General features: G+C 72.1%; 16 protein-coding genes. 10 read left to right on the forward strand and 6 right to left on the reverse strand.

The annotated features are described in order from the left end of the window. Window positions 1-55: 55 nt before the first annotated feature. The 4 genes from AC07EJ_RS26100 to sucD all read left to right on the forward strand — a co-directional run bounded on the left by AC07EJ_RS26100 (window position 56) and on the right by sucD (window position 5,246). Window positions 56-1,060 carry a hypothetical protein gene (locus AC07EJ_RS26100; protein WP_389479824.1) on the forward strand — a complete coding sequence of 335 codons (1,005 nt, stop codon included), beginning with the start codon at window positions 56-58 and terminating at the stop codon, window positions 1,058-1,060. Between the two features lie 150 nt (window positions 1,061-1,210). Further along, complete coding sequence (locus tag AC07EJ_RS26105) at window positions 1,211-2,608, forward strand: hypothetical protein (RefSeq protein ID WP_478885020.1); 1,398 nt, start codon at window positions 1,211-1,213, stop codon at window positions 2,606-2,608. Window positions 2,609-3,161: 553 nt separating this feature from the next. After that, window positions 3,162-4,343 carry an ADP-forming succinate--CoA ligase subunit beta gene (sucC, locus tag AC07EJ_RS26110; protein ID WP_389479829.1) on the forward strand — a complete coding sequence of 394 codons (1,182 nt, stop codon included), beginning with the start codon at window positions 3,162-3,164 and terminating at the stop codon, window positions 4,341-4,343. Between the two features lie 21 nt (window positions 4,344-4,364). Then, entirely contained in the window at window positions 4,365-5,246 is an 882-nt protein-coding gene (sucD, locus tag AC07EJ_RS26115; RefSeq protein WP_478885021.1) for a succinate--CoA ligase subunit alpha, read from the forward strand. Between the two features lie 93 nt (window positions 5,247-5,339). On the opposite strand, the gene AC07EJ_RS26120 is transcribed toward sucD, so the two are convergent. Next, window positions 5,340-6,515, reverse strand: coding sequence for a helix-turn-helix domain-containing protein (locus AC07EJ_RS26120; RefSeq protein ID WP_389479833.1), 1,176 nt, complete (start codon window positions 6,513-6,515; stop codon window positions 5,340-5,342). Between the two features lie 122 nt (window positions 6,516-6,637). Between AC07EJ_RS26120 and AC07EJ_RS26125 the strand changes: the two genes are divergently transcribed. Beyond that, complete coding sequence (locus tag AC07EJ_RS26125; RefSeq protein ID WP_389480062.1) at window positions 6,638-8,506, forward strand: cell division protein PerM; 1,869 nt, start codon at window positions 6,638-6,640, stop codon at window positions 8,504-8,506. Window positions 8,507-8,522: 16 nt separating this feature from the next. Here the strand turns inward: AC07EJ_RS26125 and AC07EJ_RS26130 are convergent, their stop codons facing one another. Next, a complete protein-coding gene (locus tag AC07EJ_RS26130) occupies window positions 8,523-9,341 on the reverse strand; it encodes a hypothetical protein (RefSeq protein WP_478885022.1) in 819 nt (272 codons plus the stop codon). A 212-nt stretch (window positions 9,342-9,553) separates the two neighbouring features. Here AC07EJ_RS26130 and purN point away from each other — a divergent pair, with 212 nt between their 5' ends. Together purN and purH are read left to right on the forward strand one after the other, a co-directional pair. Further along, window positions 9,554-10,219 carry a phosphoribosylglycinamide formyltransferase gene (purN, locus tag AC07EJ_RS26135; RefSeq protein ID WP_100594959.1) on the forward strand — a complete coding sequence of 222 codons (666 nt, stop codon included), beginning with the start codon at window positions 9,554-9,556 and terminating at the stop codon, window positions 10,217-10,219. Next, window positions 10,216-11,778, forward strand: a complete 1,563-nt coding sequence (gene purH, locus AC07EJ_RS26140) for a bifunctional phosphoribosylaminoimidazolecarboxamide formyltransferase/IMP cyclohydrolase (RefSeq protein WP_389479838.1) — start codon at window positions 10,216-10,218, stop codon at window positions 11,776-11,778. Before purN ends, purH begins: the two co-directional genes overlap by 4 nt. A 114-nt stretch (window positions 11,779-11,892) precedes the next feature. On the opposite strand, the gene AC07EJ_RS26145 is transcribed toward purH, so the two are convergent. From AC07EJ_RS26145 to AC07EJ_RS26160, 4 genes are all read right to left on the reverse strand, one after another. Continuing rightward, the gene (locus AC07EJ_RS26145; protein WP_478885023.1) at window positions 11,893-12,408 is read right to left on the reverse strand and encodes a hypothetical protein; all 516 of its coding nucleotides are present in this window, start codon (window positions 12,406-12,408) and stop codon (window positions 11,893-11,895) included. Window positions 12,409-12,518: 110 nt separating this feature from the next. Continuing rightward, window positions 12,519-14,081 carry a protein kinase domain-containing protein gene (locus tag AC07EJ_RS26150; protein ID WP_393585655.1) on the reverse strand — a complete coding sequence of 521 codons (1,563 nt, stop codon included), beginning with the start codon at window positions 14,079-14,081 and terminating at the stop codon, window positions 12,519-12,521. After that, window positions 14,078-14,818 carry an FHA domain-containing protein gene (locus AC07EJ_RS26155; protein ID WP_389479844.1) on the reverse strand — a complete coding sequence of 247 codons (741 nt, stop codon included), beginning with the start codon at window positions 14,816-14,818 and terminating at the stop codon, window positions 14,078-14,080. Before AC07EJ_RS26155 ends, AC07EJ_RS26150 begins: the two co-directional genes overlap by 4 nt. Before the next feature lie 179 nt (window positions 14,819-14,997). Further along, a complete protein-coding gene (locus AC07EJ_RS26160; RefSeq protein WP_389479847.1) occupies window positions 14,998-15,633 on the reverse strand; it encodes a hypothetical protein in 636 nt (211 codons plus the stop codon). A gap of 235 nt (window positions 15,634-15,868) precedes the next feature. Here AC07EJ_RS26160 and AC07EJ_RS26165 point away from each other — a divergent pair, with 235 nt between their 5' ends. The 3 genes from AC07EJ_RS26165 (at window position 15,869) to AC07EJ_RS26175 (ending at window position 19,040) form a co-directional block, all read left to right on the forward strand. Beyond that, the gene (locus tag AC07EJ_RS26165; protein WP_100594794.1) at window positions 15,869-16,732 is read left to right on the forward strand and encodes a bifunctional methylenetetrahydrofolate dehydrogenase/methenyltetrahydrofolate cyclohydrolase; all 864 of its coding nucleotides are present in this window, start codon (window positions 15,869-15,871) and stop codon (window positions 16,730-16,732) included. Window positions 16,733-16,769: 37 nt separating this feature from the next. Beyond that, the gene (locus AC07EJ_RS26170) at window positions 16,770-17,189 is read left to right on the forward strand and encodes a DUF3017 domain-containing protein (RefSeq protein ID WP_389480064.1); all 420 of its coding nucleotides are present in this window, start codon (window positions 16,770-16,772) and stop codon (window positions 17,187-17,189) included. A 678-nt stretch (window positions 17,190-17,867) separates the two neighbouring features. After that, complete coding sequence (locus AC07EJ_RS26175; RefSeq protein WP_389479850.1) at window positions 17,868-19,040, forward strand: helix-turn-helix domain-containing protein; 1,173 nt, start codon at window positions 17,868-17,870, stop codon at window positions 19,038-19,040. The last annotated feature ends 324 nt before the right edge of the window (window positions 19,041-19,364 follow it).

The raw sequence follows: 19,364 nt of genomic DNA on the forward strand, positions 1-19,364 counted from the left end.
CCGCGCCCACGCGCCTCGCGTCCCGCGCCACTCGTACGGGAGGGTTCCCCCCACCTTGACTTCCCCGGTCGCTCTGCCTGCTGCCGCTCTGCGCGTCGTGCGCGCAGCGGCCGGGCGGCGTGCGCTGAACATGGCGCTCCGGGTGATGCTGCTGGCCGGCGGCCTGGTCGTGATCGGCCTGCTGTGCGGGGGAAGGGCGCACGCGGCGGAGGGAGTTCTGCCGCCGACGGAGGCCACGGGCGAGCAGGCGGTTCACGCAACCGCTCACGCGCCGGTTCACGGTTCCGTTCCGGCGCCCGTTCACGCATCCGCCTCCGCGCCGACGCCGCACCACACGTCTCCCGCTCCCGGCTCCCGACCCGTCGGGGCCGTGCGGCAGCAAGCCGTCGAGCCGGCCCGGAACCGCGTGGCCGAGCCCGTCAGGACCCACGTGGTCGAGCCGGTCCGCACCCAGGTCGCCGTACCCGTCGTACGCGAAGTGCGCGAAGCAGGCGAAGTGTGGGGAACGGTCCAGGGAGCGGTGCGGGAAGAGGTCAGTGAAGCGGGGGAGTTCGCCGGAGGGCTCGTCGGCGGGCTCGCCGCCGAGGCTCCGCCGCAGTTCCTTCCGGGTCCGCCGTCGATGCCGGGGCTGCCCGGCATCCCGGGACAGATCGGCGAACCCGGCGCCCCCGGCCGGCCCGGGGACTGCGCGCACGCGGCGGCTCCGAACGCCGGAGCCCAGGCGGCCGCCGGACACCGTGAGGCCGCGCGGCCCGGCAAGCGAGAAGCAGTCGAGCGTGCGGACAACGCCTTCGCCCCGGCAGCGGCCGACGCCGTACCCGCACGGACCCCGGCCACAAAGGCGGCCGGCACCTCGATTCCCGCCCCCGCCCCCGCGTTCCCGAGTGGCAGCGCGGTCGGTCAGTCGGCGGGGGACGGCAGTTCGACGCGGCACTCCGATCTCGCCGCTGCGGCGTTCGGCAGCGGTGCGACGGCCCGGCTGCTGCCCGGGTCCACGGCGCCCTCCCACGCCGCGCCCACCCGTGACAGGCACCGAGACATCCCCGAATTCCCCGGCTAGGGCAACCCGTTTCCCCGCTCGCGACCTGCCGCGCGGGGGCGGCACAGGTCTGCCCGCCGGCCGGACCACTCCGGCCGGACGCCGCCGGCCCACCGCTGGACCTCTCCAGCGCGGGACCGGACATGAGAATTCGAAGGATCTGACGCAAGCATGAACAAGAACATCCGCCGTTCCATCGTGATAGCCGCCGGCGTCTCCGGTGCGTGGGCGCTCGGCTCCGCCGTCGCCAGCGCCGACGAAATGCCCGCCCACTCCGTGGCGCTGCCGGACGTGGCCGGTGACGTGGTCGCCGATGTCCAGGGCACGGTCTCCCACGTCCAGGGCACCGTCGACGACGTCACCCACGGCACCGTCGGCTCGGTCACCGGCAAGGCCCGGAACACCGTGGCGGGCGTGACCGGCCAGGCGCGGACGACCGCGTCCGGCGCGGCCTCCAACGTCTCCGGAACCGTCTCGGGCACGGCCTCCGGCACCGCCGCCAAGGCCGCTCCCCAGGCCGGTCCGGCCGTCGCCGGGGCCCAGGGCACGCTCGGGCACGCCGATGCCCGGGTCGAGGCCGCCGCCGCGCACGCCAAGCAGCAGGCCCGCACCTACGTCGAGGGCGTCACCGGCGTCGCCGGCACCGCCCGCACCGCCGCCGCCCGCGCCGCGCACGCCCACACCGCCGGGGTCCCGAACGTGTCGGCCGACGCCGTCGCGCAGAACGCCGCCGTCCGCGCTGGAGCCGTACAGGACGGCGCCACGCAGGAGATCGACTACCTGTTCGGTCCCCTGTCCGCGTTCGTCCCCGGTGTCGACCGCACGGTGACCGGCGCGCAGGGCCAGGTCCAGGGCGCCACCGCCCAGGTCGAGGGCGTCGCCGCGTCGGCGTACGGCACCGTGTCGCAGATCCCGGGCTACGCCCAGAACGTCCCGGCCACCGCCTCCGGCACCGTCGGCGGAGTGACGACGGCCGCCGGTCCCGTCGTCGACGAGACCTCCGCCGCGGTGCTTCCCCCCATCGCCGCGACCGCCGTGCACGGCGTGCTCCCGGTCGCCGGCCATGCCGTCGGTGACGTCGGCACGCTCGCGGGCGGTGCGGTCGGCGACGTGACGCCGTTCGCCGGTGGCGTCGTCGGCCACGTCACGCCCTTCACCGACGGGGTCGTCGGCCAGGTGCAGCCCTTCGCGCAGTCGGTCGTCGCGGACGACGTGACGCCGTTCGCGGGCGGTGTCGTCGGCGCGGTCCAGCCCCTCGTGCAGGCCGTGTACGACCAGGTGCAGCCGGTCGTGCAGGGCGTCGGCGGCAGCGCGGTGTACCTGGCGCAGGGCGTCGTGGGCGATGTCGCGCCGTTCGCGGGTGGCGTGGTCGGCGACGTGACGCCGTTCGCCGGCGGGGTCGTCGGTGAGGTCTCGCCGTTCGCGCAGGACCTGACCGGCACGGTCGGTGCCGACGCGCAGCCGCTCGCGGGGAACGCCGTTTCCGGCGTCCAGGGCGTGGCCGCCTCGGTCGCCCCCAGCTACCTGACGAACGCCACGGACGCCGCCGCCAACGGCATCGGCATCTGAGGTTGCGTATCTGAGGTTCCGCATCTGAGCAGTCCGCCTCCGCAACCGCGGATCGCGCCGGCGGATCGAGACGGCGGATCGAGGCGGCGTAACGCGAGGAAGTAACGCGTGGGCGTAACGCGACGGCGGACTGAATACGTCGTCTGCGGGCAGCCGGGGACCGGAGTGACATGCCGGGCCCGGCCCGGCAGATGGCGGCGGGTGGTCCTCATTGGGGTGAGGATCACCCGCCCGGGCCCTTCCCAGCCCGGCGGCAGGGCCCTCCAGGTCCTCCCACCGGGTCTTTCAAGGGCTCTCAGGGGCCCCACCGGGCGCACCCCAGGCCGGTGGGGCCCCGCTCTGTGACTGTTATCACCGCCCAGGTGGGATCTGCGATTTAGGGACCCCGGGCGAGCGGCGATAACCTGCGAGACGGACATGCCGCGTATCGGACTCCGTCCTACGCCTCCCTTGTGACAGCGCAGTCACGTTGCCCTTCGCGGCACGCCCACGCAGACAGCTGACCACAAAGCAGCGAGATCGCAGCGAGATCACGGAAAAGGGACGGACGCGCGTGGACCTGTTCGAGTACCAGGCGAGGGACCTCTTCGCCAAGCACGGTGTACCGGTGCTGGCCGGTGAAGTCATCGACACGCCTGAGGCGGCGCGCGAGGCCACCGAGCGGCTGGGCGGCAAGTCGGTCGTCAAGGCGCAGGTGAAGGTCGGCGGCCGCGGCAAGGCAGGCGGCGTCAAGCTCGCCGCCACCCCGGACGAGGCCGTCGCCCGCGCGACGGACATCCTCGGGATGGACATCAAGGGCCACACGGTCCACAAGGTGATGATCGCCGAGCTGTCCCCGGAGATCGAGGCGGAGTACTACGTCTCGTACCTCCTGGACCGCACCAACCGCACCTTCCTCGCCATGGCGTCGGTGCAGGGCGGCATGGACATCGAGGAGGTCGCGGAGAAGACTCCCGAGGCCCTCGCGAAGGTCCCGGTCAACGCCGTCGAAGGCGTGAACATCGAGAAGGCCCGCGAGATCGTGGCCCAGGCGAAGTTCCCGGCCGAGGTGGCCGAGGGCGTCGCCGAGGCGATGGTGACCCTGTGGGACACCTTCGTCGCCGAGGACGCGCTCCTCGTCGAGGTCAACCCGCTGGTGAAGACCAAGGACGGCCGCATCCTGGCCCTTGACGGCAAGGTCTCCCTCGACGAGAACGCGGACTTCCGCCAGCCCGGGCACGAGGCGCTCGAGGACAAGGACGCAGCCAACCCGCTCGAGGCTGCTGCCAAGGCCAAGAACCTCAACTACGTCAAGCTCGACGGCGAGGTCGGCATCATCGGTAACGGTGCCGGTCTGGTCATGTCGACCCTGGACGTCGTCGCGTACGCCGGTGAGAACCACGGCAACGTGAAGCCGGCCAACTTCCTCGACATCGGTGGCGGCGCGTCCGCCCAGGTGATGGCGAACGGCCTGGAGATCATCCTCGGCGACCCGGACGTCAAGTCCGTCTTCGTCAACGTCTTCGGTGGCATCACCGCCTGCGACGAGGTCGCCAACGGCATCGTGCAGGCCCTGGCGCTCCTCGCCGACAAGGGCGAAGCGGTCACCAAGCCGCTGGTCGTGCGCCTCGACGGCAACAACGCGGAGCTCGGTCGCAAGATCCTGAGCGACGCCAACCACCCGCTCGTTCAGCGTGTGGACACCATGGACGGCGCGGCCGACAAGGCCGCCGAGCTCGCCGCGGCTGCGAAGTAAGGAAGAGGGACTCAGACCACCATGGCTATCTTCCTCACCAAGGACAGCAAGGTCATCGTCCAGGGCATGACCGGTGCCACGGGCATGAAGCACACCAAGCTCATGCTCGGTGACGGCACGAACATCGTCGGCGGCGTGAACCCGCGCAAGGCCGGTGCCAAGGTCGACTTCGACGGCACCGAGGTTCCGGTCTTCGGGACGGTCAAGGAGGCCATGGAGGCGACGGGCGCCAACGTGTCCGTCCTCTTCGTGCCGCCGGCCTTCTCCAAGGCCGCCGTCGTCGAGGCGATCGACGCCGAGATCCCCCTCGCGGTCGTCATCACCGAGGGCATCGCCGTCCACGACTCCGCCGCCTTCTGGGCGTACGCGAAGGCGAAGGGCAACAAGACCCGCATCATCGGCCCGAACTGCCCCGGTCTCATCACCCCGGGCCAGTCGAACGCCGGCATCATCCCGGGCGACATCACGAAGCCGGGCCGCATCGGCCTGGTCTCGAAGTCCGGCACGCTGACGTACCAGATGATGTACGAGCTCCGTGACCTCGGCTTCTCGTCCGCCGTAGGCATCGGTGGCGACCCGGTCATCGGTACGACGCACATCGACGCCCTCGAGGCGTTCGAGGCCGACCCCGACACCGACCTGATCGTCATGATCGGCGAGATCGGCGGCGACGCCGAGGAGCGTGCGGCGGACTACATCGCCAAGCACGTCACCAAGCCGGTCGTCGGCTACGTCGCGGGCTTCACCGCCCCCGAGGGCAAGACGATGGGTCACGCGGGCGCGATCGTGTCCGGCTCTTCTGGCACCGCACAGGCCAAGAAGGAGGCCCTCGAGGCCGCCGGCGTGAAGGTCGGCAAGACGCCGACCGAGACGGCCAAGCTGGCGCGCGAGCTGCTCTCGTAGTTCCGCCACCTGCCTGACATCAGTGGGCCCGCACCCTTTCGGGGGTGCGGGCCCACTGTCGTTCGCCCGTGCGGGAAGCGGGTGAGGGCCGGCTCAGTCGGCCTCGGGGGCGAGGCGGTGCGGGCCGCTCGCCGCCGCCTTGCGCAGCTTGTTGCGTAGCTTCTTGTCCGCTTGGGTGAGCGGTCCCGACCCCATCCGCAGCGGTACTCCGCTGATCATGGAGCCGGGGGCGGGAACGGGTTCGTAGCGGGCCGGCGCGGTGCGCATCGTGAGGGCCGTCGCGCCGATGATCAGGACGGTGAACGCGATGGCGGAGCGGGTCCAGAAGCGGGTCCGTCGCTCGCCCTCCGTGCGGACCAGGGTGGACTTGGGGGCCTGGAGCTTCTCGGCGCCCGCGAGTTCGGTCAGGCGCCGGTGGAGCTGGTCGGGCACGGCGAGGGTGGGCAGCTGCTCGGCGACGGCTTCCCGCGCGTGGAGCAGCCGCTGCGCCGCCGCGGGTGTCGTGGCCTCCGTCTCGGCGGCGGTCTCGGGCAGATCGAGCCCGACCCCGTCATAGAGGAGCAGGGTGCGGCGGTACGAGGGCGGCAGGCTCAGGAGTGCGTCGAGCAGCGCGCGGTCGTCGGCGGCGGCGGGCGGCGCCTCGGGGTGGCGGTGGCTCGGGCGGAGCCGGTGCCAGGGCGACATGGCGTACTCGTGCGCGGCGGCCCTGACCCAGCCGGCGGGATCGCGGTCCACGGCGACCTCGGGCCAGCGCTGCCAGGCGAGCTGGAAGGCGCGCTCCACGGACTCGCCGGCGAGGATGCGGCGGCCGGTGAGGAGGTAGGTCTGGCGGACCAGGCCGGGGGCCGTGTGGGTGTAGAGCCGGTCGAAGGCCTCGATGGCGTCACCCGGGGACTCCGCCGGGCTCGGGCTCTCGCCCGTTTCGGCCTCGGCGGGGTGCGCCCCTGCTCCGCCGCGCTCCCGGCCCCGGTCCAGCGGGGCGGAGTCCTGGTGTCCGGCGGTTCGCCTGGTCCGGACGGGGGTTGCCGTGGCGGTGGCCGTCGCCTCGGCGGCCGGCGCTTCTCCCCCCGCCTCGGCGCCCGCCAGGAGCTTCGCGTACGCCTCTCCTTTGGTGCCCCTCGGCGTGGTGCGGCCGGACTCCCAGGAGCGGACCGTCTCGCGGGTGACGCCTACTTCCGCGGCGACCTGAGCCAGGGTCAGCGACTTCGACTCGCGGAGCCTGCGGCGCTCCTTGGGGGGCGGGAGAGGGGAGGCGGGGCTCTGCGTCATAGGGAACTCCACACACCCTTTCGCGCGAATAAGTACATAAACGCATCTTGAGCGACACATCCGGTCTTCGCCTGTTACGCGATTAAAGTGCGTGTCATTGGGAGCATGGCCGCGTGACCCAAATGACCGACCGTGGCCTGTCGTTGCCGCTCCTGCTCTCCCGTGTACGTGACCGCTCCCCGGGGCCCGCCGCCTGCCTGTTCGGCGGGGTTGTCGCGGCCGGGCTCGGGCTCGGCTCCTTTGCCGTACTCGTCATGGTGCTGTGGATCAGTTCGCCCTATCCGGACAGCGGTCCGGGCGGGGCCCTGCACGCCGCGGCCGCGCTGTGGCTGCTCGCGCACGGTGCCGAGGTCGTCAGGACGGACACGCTCTCCGGGACCCCGGCACCCATCGGTGTCGCGCCACTGCTCCTTCTGGTGCTTCCGGTGTGGCTGCTGCACCGCGCGGCGCGTGACGCGGTGGAGGGCGGCGACGAGGACGCGCCGCAGCCGGCCTGGCGGACCGCGTGGTGCGGGGTCGTCGTCGGGTATCTGCTGGTGGGCGGCGCCGCCGCGTTCTACGCGTCGGACGGTGAGCTGCGGCCGTCCTGGCCGAGCGTGGCCGCGCATGTGACAGCCGTCGCCGTGGCCGCCGCGGGCGCCGGGATCTGGACGGCCCACGGCCGCCCGAGCGCCCCGCTGCCCGCGCTCCTTCGCCATCGGCTCGACGCCCTCCCGGACGGCAGGGGCGAGGTGTTCGTACGACGCCTGCTGCCGGTCGCCGCGCGGGCCGCGGCCGCCGGAGTGCTCGTCCTCGTGGCGGGCGGGGCGCTGGTCGTCGCGGTGTCGACGGTGTGGCACGCGGGGGCGGTGCGGCATTCGTTCGAGCAGCTCACGGACGTGTGGTCGGGACGGGCCGCGGTGCTGCTGCTGGCCGCCGCGCTGGTACCGAACGCGGCGGTGTGGGGCGCCGCGTACGCGCTCGGCCCCGGCGTCACGCTCGGCGGGGGGAGCGCGGTTGGGCCGCTCGGGGTGTCGGCGGGGCCGCTGCTGCCCGCGTTCCCGCTGCTCGCGGCGGTGCCGGAGCCGGGCCCCGGGTCGCCGCTCAACTGGGCGACGGCGGCGGTTCCGGTCGTGGCGGGGCTGACGATGGCGTGGTTCGTGGCGGGGGCGGCGGCGCCCCGGCGCGGCGAGCGGGACGAGGCGTGGGCGCGGGGGAGTACGGCGATGGCGGCCGTCGTCGCGGCGGTGCTGTGCGGGCTGGCCTTCGCGGGGCTCGCGGTGGCGGCCGGCGGGCCGATGGGCGTCGCGGGGCTCGCGGAGTTCGGGCCGGTGGGATGGCTGACGGGGCTCGCGGCGGCGGGATGGACGGTGCTCGTGGGGGTGCCGGTGGCGGTGGGACTGCGGGCCTGGCGGGTCCGGGTGCCGCGCGATGAGCGGGTCTGTGAACCGCTTGAGGCGCGGGTCGGTGAGCCGCTTGAGGCGCGGGTCGAGGAAGCGCCCGAGGAGCAGGCCCCGTCGTGGTGGCGGCGTCCCTGGATCCCGTCCGCGAGGAGCTGGCTTCCGCGACGGCGCCCGGTGGAGGCGAATCGGGCCGGGCAGGCGGAGCCGTACGATGCCGCGTTCGAGCCGTACGACTTCTTTCCCGCGGACCCGTTCTCCGCCGGCCCTTTCCCGGCGGACCCCATTCCGGACGGGCCCGTCCGGAAGGACGACATCTGGCCCAGCGAGGACACGAGGGAGGCGCGCTGGGCAACGCTCAAGGAGGCGTCGGACACGAGCGGGGACCTGGAATCGGAGGCGGCCCCGAACAGGGCCCCGGAACGGGAGAGCGTCCCGAACAAGGACCCGGAACCGGAACCGGAGCGGGCCCCGAACACGGACCCGGAACCGGAGCGGGCCCCGAACACGGACCTGAACCCGACCTTGGACCCGAACCCGAACTTGAACAGGGACCCGGACGCGGGCGGGGCCGCGGCCCCCGAAGAGCTCCGCCCGCCCGAGCCCTCCTAGGCCTAGTCGGGTAGGCCTAGTCGGGCGTGCCGAGCAGCGTGCGCAGCTCCTTCGGGAGCTTGTCGTTGCAGGCCTTCGCGGACGTGCTGGTCAGCGCGTCGTTCACGCACGTGTAGTAGTCGCTGTAGACCAGCTGCGCCGTGAACGTGGCGGCGACCAGCGCCAGCGCGAGGGAGCCGGTGACCAGGCCGCTGACGGCCGCTGTGGTCTGCGGTTTCGATCCGGCGGCGGGACCGGTGGGAGCCGGGGCGTCCGGGTTCGGCGTGCGGGGCTTGGCGCGCAGGGCGGTGATGCCCCAGTACAGGGCGAGCGCGCCGAGCAGCAGCGCCACGTAAGGCCAGCTGAACAGGGCGAAGAAGAAGCCCCACATGCCGGAGAGCAGAGCGAAGCGGGCGCGGCGCTGGGCCGGGTCCGTCGGGTCCCAGCGCATGCCGGAGCCGGGTCCCTGGGGGCCTTCGGGTCCGCCCTGGCCGCCGGGGCCGCCGCCCTGGCCGGGACGGTCGCCGAAGTGGCCGCCCTGGGCGCGGCCCGGCTGCCGGTCGCTCCACTGACCGCCCCACGGGTTCCGGTCCCCGCCCGAGCCGTCGCCCTGGCCGTCCTGACCGCCCTCGGGGCGGCGCGGCTGCCAGGGGCGGTCGGGCGAGCCCTCCGGCGGAGGCGCGAACGGATTGTCGTCCCCGGAAGCCCCTGAGGACCCCGAGGACCCGGAGGACTTCTTGGGGGAATCGGCGGACTTGGGCGGTGTGTCCTGGGGCGGAGGAGGCGTGGGACGGCCTTCGCGCAACAGGGTCGAGCCGACGGACAGCAGCGGCAGGCGGAGGCTTCGGTCCGGCATCAGGTGTGCGTCTTCCCCTAGGTCGATCGTGGCGCGGCTGCGTGCGAGCCCGTCCTGAAGTGAACGCCCCGCGAGCGGGCGGCGTTCCTTCGGTGGCGAATCCGCCACAGACGCTACCTTCCGGCCGCGCCCCCGTCCCGTGGGGGCCGCTCCATGTGCCGGTATCGTTGCTGACGGTCGACCGCTTCGTAGGGTTCCCCGTATCGGGAACCATGAAGCCTTTGTGCGACCCTACAAACGCACTCCCGAGAAAGGCCCTCGCTGTGGCCAAGCGGCTCGTCGTGCTGGTCTCCGGATCAGGCACGAATCTGCAGGCTCTGCTCGACGCCCTCGCGGCCGAGGGCGCGGAGGGTTACGGCGCCGAGATCGTGGCCGTCGGCGCCGACCGTGACTCCATCGCCGGGCTCGAGCGCGCCGAGCGCGCCGGGCTGCCCACCTTCGTGTGCCGGGTGAAGGACTTCGCCACCCGCGAGGAGTGGGACCGGGCGCTCGCCGAGGCCACGGCGGCGTACGAGCCGGACCTCGTGGTCTCGGCCGGGTTCATGAAGATCGTGGGCAAGGAGTTCCTCGCCCGGTTCGGCGGGCGGTTCGTGAACACGCACCCCGCCCTGCTCCCCAGTTTTCCCGGAGCCCATGGTGTGCGCGACGCGCTCGCGTACGGCGCCAAGGTCACCGGATGCACCGTCCACTTCGTCGACGACGGCGTCGACACCGGCCCGATCATCGCTCAGGGCGTGGTCGAGGTCCGGGACGAGGACGACGCGAGCGCTCTGCACGAGCGCATCAAGGAAGTCGAGCGCAGGCTGCTCGTCGATGTCGTGGGGCGTCTGGCCCGCAACGGCTATCGCATTGAGGGACGAAAGGTAGTTATCCAGTGACCGCCGAGAGCAACAAGCGGCCCATTCGCCGGGCGCTCGTCAGCGTCTACGACAAGACCGGTCTGGAAGACCTCGCGCGCGGGCTGCACGAGGCGGGCGTGGAGCTGGTGTCGACCGGCTCGACCGCTGCGAAGATCGCCGCCGCCGGTGTTCCCGTCACCAAGGTCGAGGAGCTCACGGGCTTCCCCGAGTGCCTGGACGGGCGCGTCAAGACGCTGCACCCGAAGATCCACGCGGGCATCCTCGCCGACCTGCGCCTGGAGGACCACCAGCGCCAGCTCGCCGAGCTCGGCGTGGAGCCCTTCCAGCTCGTCGTCGTGAACCTGTACCCCTTCAAGGAGACCGTCGCCTCGGGCGCCACTCCGGACGAGTGTGTCGAGCAGATCGACATCGGCGGCCCCTCGATGGTGCGCGCCGCCGCCAAGAACCACCCGTCGGTGGCCGTCGTCACCAGCCCCGGCCGGTACGCCGACGTCCTCTCGGCCGTCCGCGACGGCGGCTTCGACCTGACCGCCCGCAAGCGTCTCGCCGGCGAGGCCTTCCAGCACACGGCGGCGTACGACGTCGCGGTCGCGTCCTGGTTCGCCGACGGTTACGCGGCAGCGGACGAGAGCGGCTTCCCCGAGTTCCTCGGCGCGACGTACGGGCGCAAGAACGTCCTGCGCTACGGCGAGAACCCGCACCAGGGTGCCGCCCTCTACGTCGACGGCACCGGCGGTCTCGCGGAGGCCGAGCAGCTGCACGGCAAGGAGATGTCGTACAACAACTACACGGACACGGACGCCGCGCGCCGTGCCGCGTACGACCACGACGACCCGTGCGTCGCGATCATCAAGCACGCCAACCCGTGCGGCGTCGCGGTCGCGTCGAGCGTCGCCGAGGCGCACCGCAAGGCGCACGCCTGTGACCCGGTCTCCGCGTACGGCGGTGTGATCGCCGTGAACCGTCCGGTCACCAAGGAGATGGCCGAGCAGGTCGCGGAGATCTTCACCGAGGTCATCGTTGCGCCCGAGTACGAGGACGGCGCGCTCGAGGCCCTCACCAAGAAGAAGAACATCCGCGTGCTGCGCGCCCACCAGGGCCCGTCGGCGGTCGTCGAGACGAAGCAGATCGACGGCGGCGCGCTCCTCCAGGTCACCGACCGCGTCCAGGCCGACGGAGACAACCCGGCGAGCTGGACCCTCGCCACGGGTGACGCGCTGTCCGCGGGCGAGCTCGACGAGCTGGCGTTCGCCTGGAAGGCCTGCCGCGCGGTGAAGAGCAACGCGATTCTGCTGGCCAAGGACGGCGCCTCGGTCGGCGTCGGCATGGGCCAGGTCAACCGCGTCGACTCCTGCAAGCTGGCCGTGGAGCGCGCGGGCGCGGAGCGGGCGCGCGGCTCCTTCGCCGCTTCGGACGCGTTCTTCCCGTTCCCGGACGGGCCGCAGATCCTGATCGACGCCGGCGTGAAGGCGATCGTCCAGCCCGGCGGCTCCATCCGTGACGAGCAGGTCATCGAGGCCGCGAAGAAGGCGGGCGTGACGATGTACTTCACCGGCACGCGCCACTTCTTCCACTAGGTCTCGGCGAGTCCCACCAGGTCTCAGCGAGCGGCACACCACCGCGGGCCGTGCCTTCCCCCGTGAAGGCACGGCCCGCGGTCGTTCCCGTGGCCCCGGGCTGCGGCCCGGCTGTCAGGCTCCGCAGGGCTGGAGGGACCAGATCGGGTCCCACGTCGCCCGGCCGGACTGGTAGGCGGTCGACGTCCAGCGGACGCTGCCGTCCTTGTTGTAGAACTTGGCGACGGTGCCGGGCGTCTGGTTGTTGATGAACGGGCCGTCACCCGTCCAGTTGTGGACGTTCCAGCGCTGGCACTTGTAGAAGTCGAAGTTCGTGCCGTTGACCGTCATGCACAGGTGGCCGTAGCCGCAGTTCAGGGCGGCCTCGGAGAAGGTGCCGGTGGGGCTGACCTTGACGTTCAGGCCGTCGTAGCGGACCTCGGTGGGCGAGACCTGGCGGCCGCCGGCGTGACCGGCGAGCACCTTGTCGACGCGCTTCTGGAGGCTGGTCGCCTGGGCGTCGGACAGGCCGGAGGCCACCGACTGGGCATGGAAGTCGGGCTGGGCGCTCGCCGTGGTCGCGGCGAGCGTCGAGCCGGCGAACACGGCTGCCACGGCGCCCACCGTGGCCACTGCCTTGTTGATCCTCATGCTTCCCCCATGAATGGAGACTTCTGGATGGAGCTTCCCTCCACCGCTTCGGTGGAGTGGAATCACCGTCCCAGCGGCCGCCGCGCGCCGGTACCTCAGTTGTGCGAGGGTCACCGGTCGCCGAGCGCCGTGTACTCCTTCAGGTAGTGCCCGATCCGTGCCGCGAAGTCCCGGTACTTCGAAGGCACCCCCTTGGACGTGTTCACGCGCTCGGCGGAGGTGACGTAACCGGTGGCGATCAGAACCCCGCGGTTCCCCGGGAGTTCGGCGGGTTCCTTGAGCCGTCGGGAGATCTCGCAGGTGTAGCGGCCGACCGCCCGGATCGACACGTCGGGCGGGAAGGGGGGCTTGAGGTCCTTGATCAGCTTGGTGCGCCGGTCGGTGTCGATCCAGTACCAGAGGACGCCCGGTGTCCAGCGCGCGATGCCGTACTCGTCCTTGGCCGGGTCGGCGAGGTCCGGGTCGAAGTCGCTCTCCACCTTGAGCAGGGCGGCGATCATGGCGGGGGTGACGTCCTTGTCGTTGCAGCCGTGCGCCGCGTCGACGATCGATCTGCGGTACGTGACGGGGACGCCCTTGTCCGTGCGCAGTTCGGCGGATCCGTACGTCGCCGGGTCGCTGCCGCCGTCGTACAGGGTGAGGGCGGCGCCAGTGCCGAGGAGCGCGGCGGCGAGGGCGGTCACGATCGCGACCCGGGGGCGTACTCGGCGCGGGCGCAGCCGCGGGAGCCTGGGGGAGCGGGCCGTGCCGACGACGGATTCGACGCGGCGCAGGATGGTGCCCGAGCCGTGGGCGGTCCGCTCCTCGTGTGTACGGGCGAGGCAGTCCGTGATGATCTCCCGCCAGCCGTCCGGGAGTTCGGGGGACAGGCGCAGCTCCTCGGTGCCGCGTGCGTAGCGCACGGCGGCGTCCCTGCGGGCCGAGGGGGTGCCGCCGGGCAGCGGATACGTCCCGGTCAGGACCTGGTGGGCGAGGACGCCGAACGCCCAGACGTCGGCGGTCGGCCGGATCTGCCGGCCGCGCTCGCCGATGTCGGCCCACAGGAGTTCGGGCGGGGTGTAGTCGGGGGTCGCGAAGGCGGGGGCGTACGCGTGGGTGCCTTCGAGCTCCGCCGCCATGTTGAAGTCGGCGAGGCGGGCCGAACCGTCTTGCATCAGAAGGACGTTGGCGGGCTTGAGGTCGCCGTGTACCCAGCCCGCCCGGTGCAGCTGGTGCAGGCCCTCGCAGATCTGGGCGAGCAGCGCGTGCCCCGAGGGCGGCGGCTGCGCCCGCGCGAGCAGGTCGGCGAGGGAGCCCTCCGCGCGTTCGAGTACGAGGACCGTCACGCCGTCGAGCGCGGGGCTGCCGGGGTCGTCGATCGTCAGAGTGTCGTAGAGGCGGATGAGGCGCGGGCTGCGCAGCCGGCTGAGTAACTCCACTTCCCGCTCTGCCAGTTCGCGCAGATGGTTCAGCTGGCGTGGGGTGCGGGTGCCGGTCGGGAGGAACTTCAGGGCGGCCGTCTTCGGCAGGCCGTCGGTGTCGGCGTCAGCCTCGGGCTCGGCGTCTGTGTCGGCGTTGCGGAGGCGGGCCGCGTAGACGCTGCCGAAGGCGCCGGCGGCCAGGGGTTCGCGGACGACCCAGGGGCCGACGCGGTAGCCCGCCGGGACCTCGACCGTGTACGGCTGCTCGGTCATGGGTGTGCCCTGGTGCCCGGCGCCGCGAGGGCGACCAGGTCGTCCTCGCGTACGAGGTCGAAGCGGAGGGCGAGGGAGACGAGGGACTCCTTCTTGCCGTGCAGCCGCGGGCCGGTGTCGGCCTCGTCGGGGCCCGGCTTGAGGCGGAGTTTGACCGCGAGGTAGTCGATGTTCCACTGCACCGCCGCGCGGTTGGCCGACGGCCAGGTCGGGCGCAGGCGCTCCACCACCTGCTCGACGGTCGGCAGCGGCGCGTGCGGCTCCCCGCACAGCCGCGGCTCGCACAGCGCGGTGAGCACCGCGAAGTAGCGCTTCGTGCGGTCGACGGAGAACGCGGGCCGGGTGGTCGGTCCGGCGAGCCGCGTCCGGGCTTGGAGGTAGTCGTGGCGCGGTGCCCACACCTCGAAGGGCAGCAGCTCGCCCGCGGCGGGCAGCACCACGCGGGAGAACTCGAACGGCACCGGCGCGTCCAGGCGCCCCGGCCCGACCTTGATGTGCTCGCCCGCCCCTTCGGGGTTCTCCACTACGTACGTCTGGTGGGCGCTGAGATTGCTGAGTATCCAGAAGGCGCCGTGCGCGGTGATCTCACCGGCCTCGCGGGAGACGCCCTCGTGGTCGATCGACAGGTCGTTGTCGGCCGACCTTCCGAAGGTGAGTCTCTCGCCGGGCGCGAGTCTGAACTGTGCGTCGCTGCACGGTCGTTCGGTCAGTGGCGGCACGACGACGATGCTGTACAAAAGCCTGTCCCCTCCCAGCCGGACAACCCAACAGCGTAGGGGTACAGCGAAGGGCCGCGCTCCCCTTGTGACGGGAGAGAGCGGCCCTTACGGGTGAAGGGCGCGAAACCCTTGGTTCGCTGCGAACGCGAGCTGTGACGCGAGCTGTGACGCGATCGGTGAAGCGAGTAGTGAAGCGATCAGTAACGCGGGCGGTTGAACCAGGCCGACGCCTGCGAATTCACCATGGCGGTCAGGATGATGCCGCCGATGGCCAGCGCGATGAGGGCGCTGAACACACCGCTGCTCGTGCCGGACACCAGGTTGACGATGCCGCCGAGGATCATCAGTGACGCGTACACGATGGTCGTGATGCGCACGCCGCTGCCGCCGGTGCTGAACTTCACGGCCAGGATGATGCCGAGTACCGCGAGGACGATCAGGATGCCGACCAAGGCGAAGCCGAGACCCGCGAGGCCATCGGTGTCGTCACCGATGCCCGCGCTGCTGGAAACGTCCTGCGCGGCACCGACGATGACGCCGAAGACGATCGCGGCGAGAATCTGCAGCCCGGACATGATGTAGATCAGGACGCGCGCCGTGGTCATCAGGCCCGGCATCGTCATGGGCATCACATTGCCGCCCGGGTAGCCGGGGTACGCCTGCTGCTGCGGGTAGCCATAGCCCTGCTGGGGCGGGACGCCCTGCGGTGCCTGCGGATAGCCGTAACCGGGCTGGCCCTGGGGCGCCTGGGGAGCCTGCGGCGGGTAGCCGGGCTGCTGGCCGGGCTGACCCTGCGGCGGACCGTAGGGGTTGTTCGGGTCGCCGAAACTCATGGCTTTTCCTCCGTTGCCTTAGTGCGGGGACAACGCGCGGCACCAAGTGGAGGAAAGTTCTACAGAGCGGTCGTCCCCCCGGTACTGCCCGCGGCACTGTTGCCGCTCATGGTTCTTTAGGTGCGGCTTATTTGTCCAGCCGCATTCCGTATGCGTTGTGGAAGTGCAACAACGGTGATCAAGCTGGGACGCCCGGATTGGAACCGGGGCGGTCTCATCCGCGAAGATGGGGGGCATGACCGCCCAGATTCTCGATGGCAAGGCCACCGCAGCCACGATCAAGTCCGATCTGTCCGCCCGCGTGGCGGCCCTGAGGGAGAAGGGCGTCACGCCCGGCCTCGGCACCGTCCTGGTCGGTGAAGACCCCGGCAGCCAGAAGTACGTCGCGGGCAAGCACCGCGACTGCGCCCAGGTCGGGATCGCCTCCATCCAGCGCCACCTGCCGGCCACCGCCACGCAGGAGGAGATCGAGGCCGTCGTCCGCGAGCTCAACGAGGACCCCGCCTGCACCGGCTACATCGTCCAGCTCCCGCTGCCCAAGGGCATCGACGAGAACCGCATCCTGGAGCTGATGGACCCGGCCAAGGACGCGGACGGCCTGCACCCGATGAACCTCGGCCGCCTCGTCCTGAACGAGCCGGCGCCGCTGCCCTGCACCCCCTTCGGCATCATCACGCTGCTGCGCGAGCACGGCGTGGAGATCAACGGCGCGGAGGTCGTGGTCGTCGGCCGCGGCGTCACCATCGGCCGCCCGATGCCGCTGCTGCTCACCCGCAAGTCCGAGAACGCGACGGTCACCCAGTGCCACACCGGCACCCGTGACCTGGCCGCCCACCTCAAGCGCGCCGACATCGTCGTGGCCGCCGCGGGCGTCCCGCACCTGATCAAGCCCGAGGACATCAAGCCGGGCGCCGCCGTGCTCGACGTCGGCGTCTCGCGCGACGAGAACGGCAAGATCGTCGGCGATGTGCACCCGGGCGTCACCGAGGTCGCCGGGTGGATCTCCCCGAACCCGGGCGGCGTCGGCCCCATGACCCGTGCCCAGCTCCTCGTGAACGTCGTCGAGGCCGCCGAACGGAACGCGAACGGTGTCGGCTGACGCCGGCACCGGCACCCCGGAAGGCGCCGAGGGTGCCGTGAGCGCTCCCGGCGCCGACGGGCAGCCGCGGCGCGCCTCGCGCCGGTTCCCGCTCTTCACCAGGGACACCGCGCGCCCCGAGGGCGGCGGCCGCGCGGCCCCGGGTGACGCCCCGGCCCCGGCGCGCCAGTGGCCGATCCTCGCGGTGATCTCGCTGGTGGGCGTCGGACTGCTGCTCACCGCGTTCGACGTGTTCCGCGTCGGGACGCTGCTGATCGGCGTCGCGCTGATCGGCGGCGCGGTCATGCGCTGGACGCTCCCGTCCGTGGGCATGCTCGCGGTGCGCTCCCGTTTCACCGACATGGTGACGTACGGGTTCCTGGGCGTCGTCATCGTGCTGCTCGCGCTGATGGTGCAGCCGGAGCCCTGGCTGGTCATCCCGTTCCTGAACGACACGCTGCACTTCACGATCAGCTGAGGCCCGCAGCGCGCGCACGAAGGCGGCGCCCGTCCTCTCCCCCGAGGGAGGACGGGCGCCGCCGGTCTTTGGGGCCGGGGTCGTCCACGTGGGCGTCACCCTCGCCGTGGAGATCCCCTCGCCGTGGAGATCTCCGTACCGTGGAGATCTCCGCGCCGTGGTCATCAGAGTCATGGACGCGTCAGGGTGGCTTCAAGGTTGAGCGGGCCGCTGTGGCACGGAAGTGACCATTCCGCCACCGTGTGCGAGGACGGCAACGATCGGTCCGCCGGGCGCTTCCCGTAATGCGCCATTCCTCCTGTGTCGAAGTGTGTTGATGTGTCGACAAGTTCGCGGATTTGCCGCCAGGGGCCTCAACAGCGGGGCTAACGTGGGCAATCGGGACGGTCCGGGGCGACCCAGGCGCTGAGCTGGGGCGTTCGGGGTTCCGCGAGGGGGTGGGGGACCCCGGTGGGACACTGGACCGTGGGCCTGCGGCCGTGCAACGGTGCACGCCGGCGGGTCGAACGCCGTCGAATGCCCCCGTGCGCCCCCGCCTTCGGAACTGACATCCTGGCTGCGCGCATCCCACTGGGTAGCCAGAGTGGGCCGGTGAAGCCAACGCCGGCCGAGGGCAGCGCGAGGGGTGCGGCGCGGCGCGGGGGATCAGGGCACATATGGGGGGAATAGGGGGAAGTAATGCCTCGTTGGAGGGCGCTACCGGATGAACTCGACCCACAGGTCAGGGAGTTCGCGAGCCAGCTCCGCAGGCTCGTCGACCGCAGCGGTCTGAGCATCGCCGCGGTCGCGGACCGTACCGGGTACAGCAAGACGTCCTGGGACCGGTATCTGAACGGCCGGCTGCTCGCGCCCAAGCGCGCGATCGTGTCCCTGGCCGAGGTGACGGGCACCAATCCGGTCCATCTGACCACCATGTGGGAGCTCGCGGAGCGTGCCTGGAGCCGCTCCGAGATGCGTCACGACATGACGATGGAGGCGATACGGATCTCCCAGGCGCGCGCGGCGCTGGGGGAGTTCGGGCCGACGGCCACGAAGAACGGCAAAAACGGCAGCGGGGGCGCGGGCGCGGGCGGCAGCGGGACGGCGGCCGGGCCGTCCGGCGGCGGCGGCGCGACCGGCGTCGCGGGGCCCGCGGGCGTCGCGCCGAGGGTGCCGCCACAGGGGCAGGCACCCCTGGCGGACTCGGTGCCGTACGGGAGCGAGCGGGAGCAGGGGTTCCGTTCGGGGGAGCGGGCCGGGGAAGGCGTTCCGTACGCGAGCGGGGCGGGGGCCTACGCGAACGCGGGGGCCTACGCGGACGGCGGCGGCAGCGGACCGGCCGGGCAGCCGGGGACCGGCGGCGGCTCGCCGGACCGGCAGCGGCGCAAGCGGCGGTTGACGATGTTCCTCGCGGGCGTCGTGGGCGCGCTCGTCGTCATCGCCGCGGCCGTGTACCTCACGGACGCGGGCAGGGGCGGCAAGGACGACGGCGCGAAGCCGGAGGCGACGCCGACCAGCAGCGCACCCGAACTGCCCGCGGGCGTCCAGTGCAGCGGCAAGGACTGCACCGGCAAGGACCCCGAGGCGATGGGCTGCGGCGGCGAGTTCGCGCGGACCACGGACTCCGTGCTCGTCGGCCAGGCCAAGATCGAGGTCCGCTACAGCAAGACGTGCGGGGCCGCGTGGGCGCGCATCACGCAGGCGGCGCCGGGTGACGAGGTCCGGATCCAGCAGACCGGCACCACCGGTGTGCAGAAGGGCACGGTCAACGCGGACTTCGACGCGTACACCCAGATGGTGGCGGTCACGAAGGCGAGCGAGGCGAAGGCCTGCGCGACGCTGAAGGCCGGCCAGACGGGCTGCACGCAGTAGCGACGGGCGCGGCGGAGGCCGTGGCCCAGGCGCCGCGGAAATTCCTTGCGACAGGGGGCATGCCTGTCCCGGACCGGGGCAGGCGCAGCAGTACCCCCACGGGAGTAGTCACCAAGTGGCACCCCCCACAGGCGGCCGTCTGCCCACCTCTCCCGAGCAGGCGGCCGTCTGCCGTTGCGTCACCTCTCGCACCGGTCACCTTTTCCGGTCGCGGGAAGCGGGGGCTCTGTGGGGTGGGGCCTCTGTGGGGTGGGCCACACGCGCACCCGGCGGTGCGGGGGGTCCGGGGCGCGATAGCCTGACGGGCAGATCTCTTGATGCCGA

Source organism: Streptomyces sp. NPDC045026 (assembly GCF_056432625.1).

What these genes read in the sequence shown, in the direction of transcription:
- AC07EJ_RS26105 (WP_478885020.1), top strand. Translation starts at nt 1,211, where the DNA reads ATGAACAAGAACATCCGCCGTTCCATCGTGATAGCCGCCGGCGTCTCC.
- sucD (WP_478885021.1), top strand. Translation starts at nt 4,365, where the DNA reads ATGGCTATCTTCCTCACCAAGGACAGCAAGGTCATCGTCCAGGGCATG.
- AC07EJ_RS26120 (WP_389479833.1), bottom strand. Translation starts at nt 6,515, where the DNA reads ATGACGCAGAGCCCCGCCTCCCCTCTCCCGCCCCCCAAGGAGCGCCGC.
- AC07EJ_RS26125 (WP_389480062.1), top strand. Translation starts at nt 6,638, where the DNA reads ATGACCGACCGTGGCCTGTCGTTGCCGCTCCTGCTCTCCCGTGTACGT.
- AC07EJ_RS26130 (WP_478885022.1), bottom strand. Translation starts at nt 9,341, where the DNA reads ATGCCGGACCGAAGCCTCCGCCTGCCGCTGCTGTCCGTCGGCTCGACC.
- purN (WP_100594959.1), top strand. Translation starts at nt 9,554, where the DNA reads ATGAAGCCTTTGTGCGACCCTACAAACGCACTCCCGAGAAAGGCCCTC.
- AC07EJ_RS26145 (WP_478885023.1), bottom strand. Translation starts at nt 12,408, where the DNA reads ATGAGGATCAACAAGGCAGTGGCCACGGTGGGCGCCGTGGCAGCCGTG.
- AC07EJ_RS26150 (WP_393585655.1), bottom strand. Translation starts at nt 14,081, where the DNA reads ATGACCGAGCAGCCGTACACGGTCGAGGTCCCGGCGGGCTACCGCGTC.
- AC07EJ_RS26160 (WP_389479847.1), bottom strand. Translation starts at nt 15,633, where the DNA reads ATGAGTTTCGGCGACCCGAACAACCCCTACGGTCCGCCGCAGGGTCAG.
- AC07EJ_RS26165 (WP_100594794.1), top strand. Translation starts at nt 15,869, where the DNA reads ATGACCGCCCAGATTCTCGATGGCAAGGCCACCGCAGCCACGATCAAG.
- AC07EJ_RS26175 (WP_389479850.1), top strand. Translation starts at nt 17,868, where the DNA reads ATGCCTCGTTGGAGGGCGCTACCGGATGAACTCGACCCACAGGTCAGG.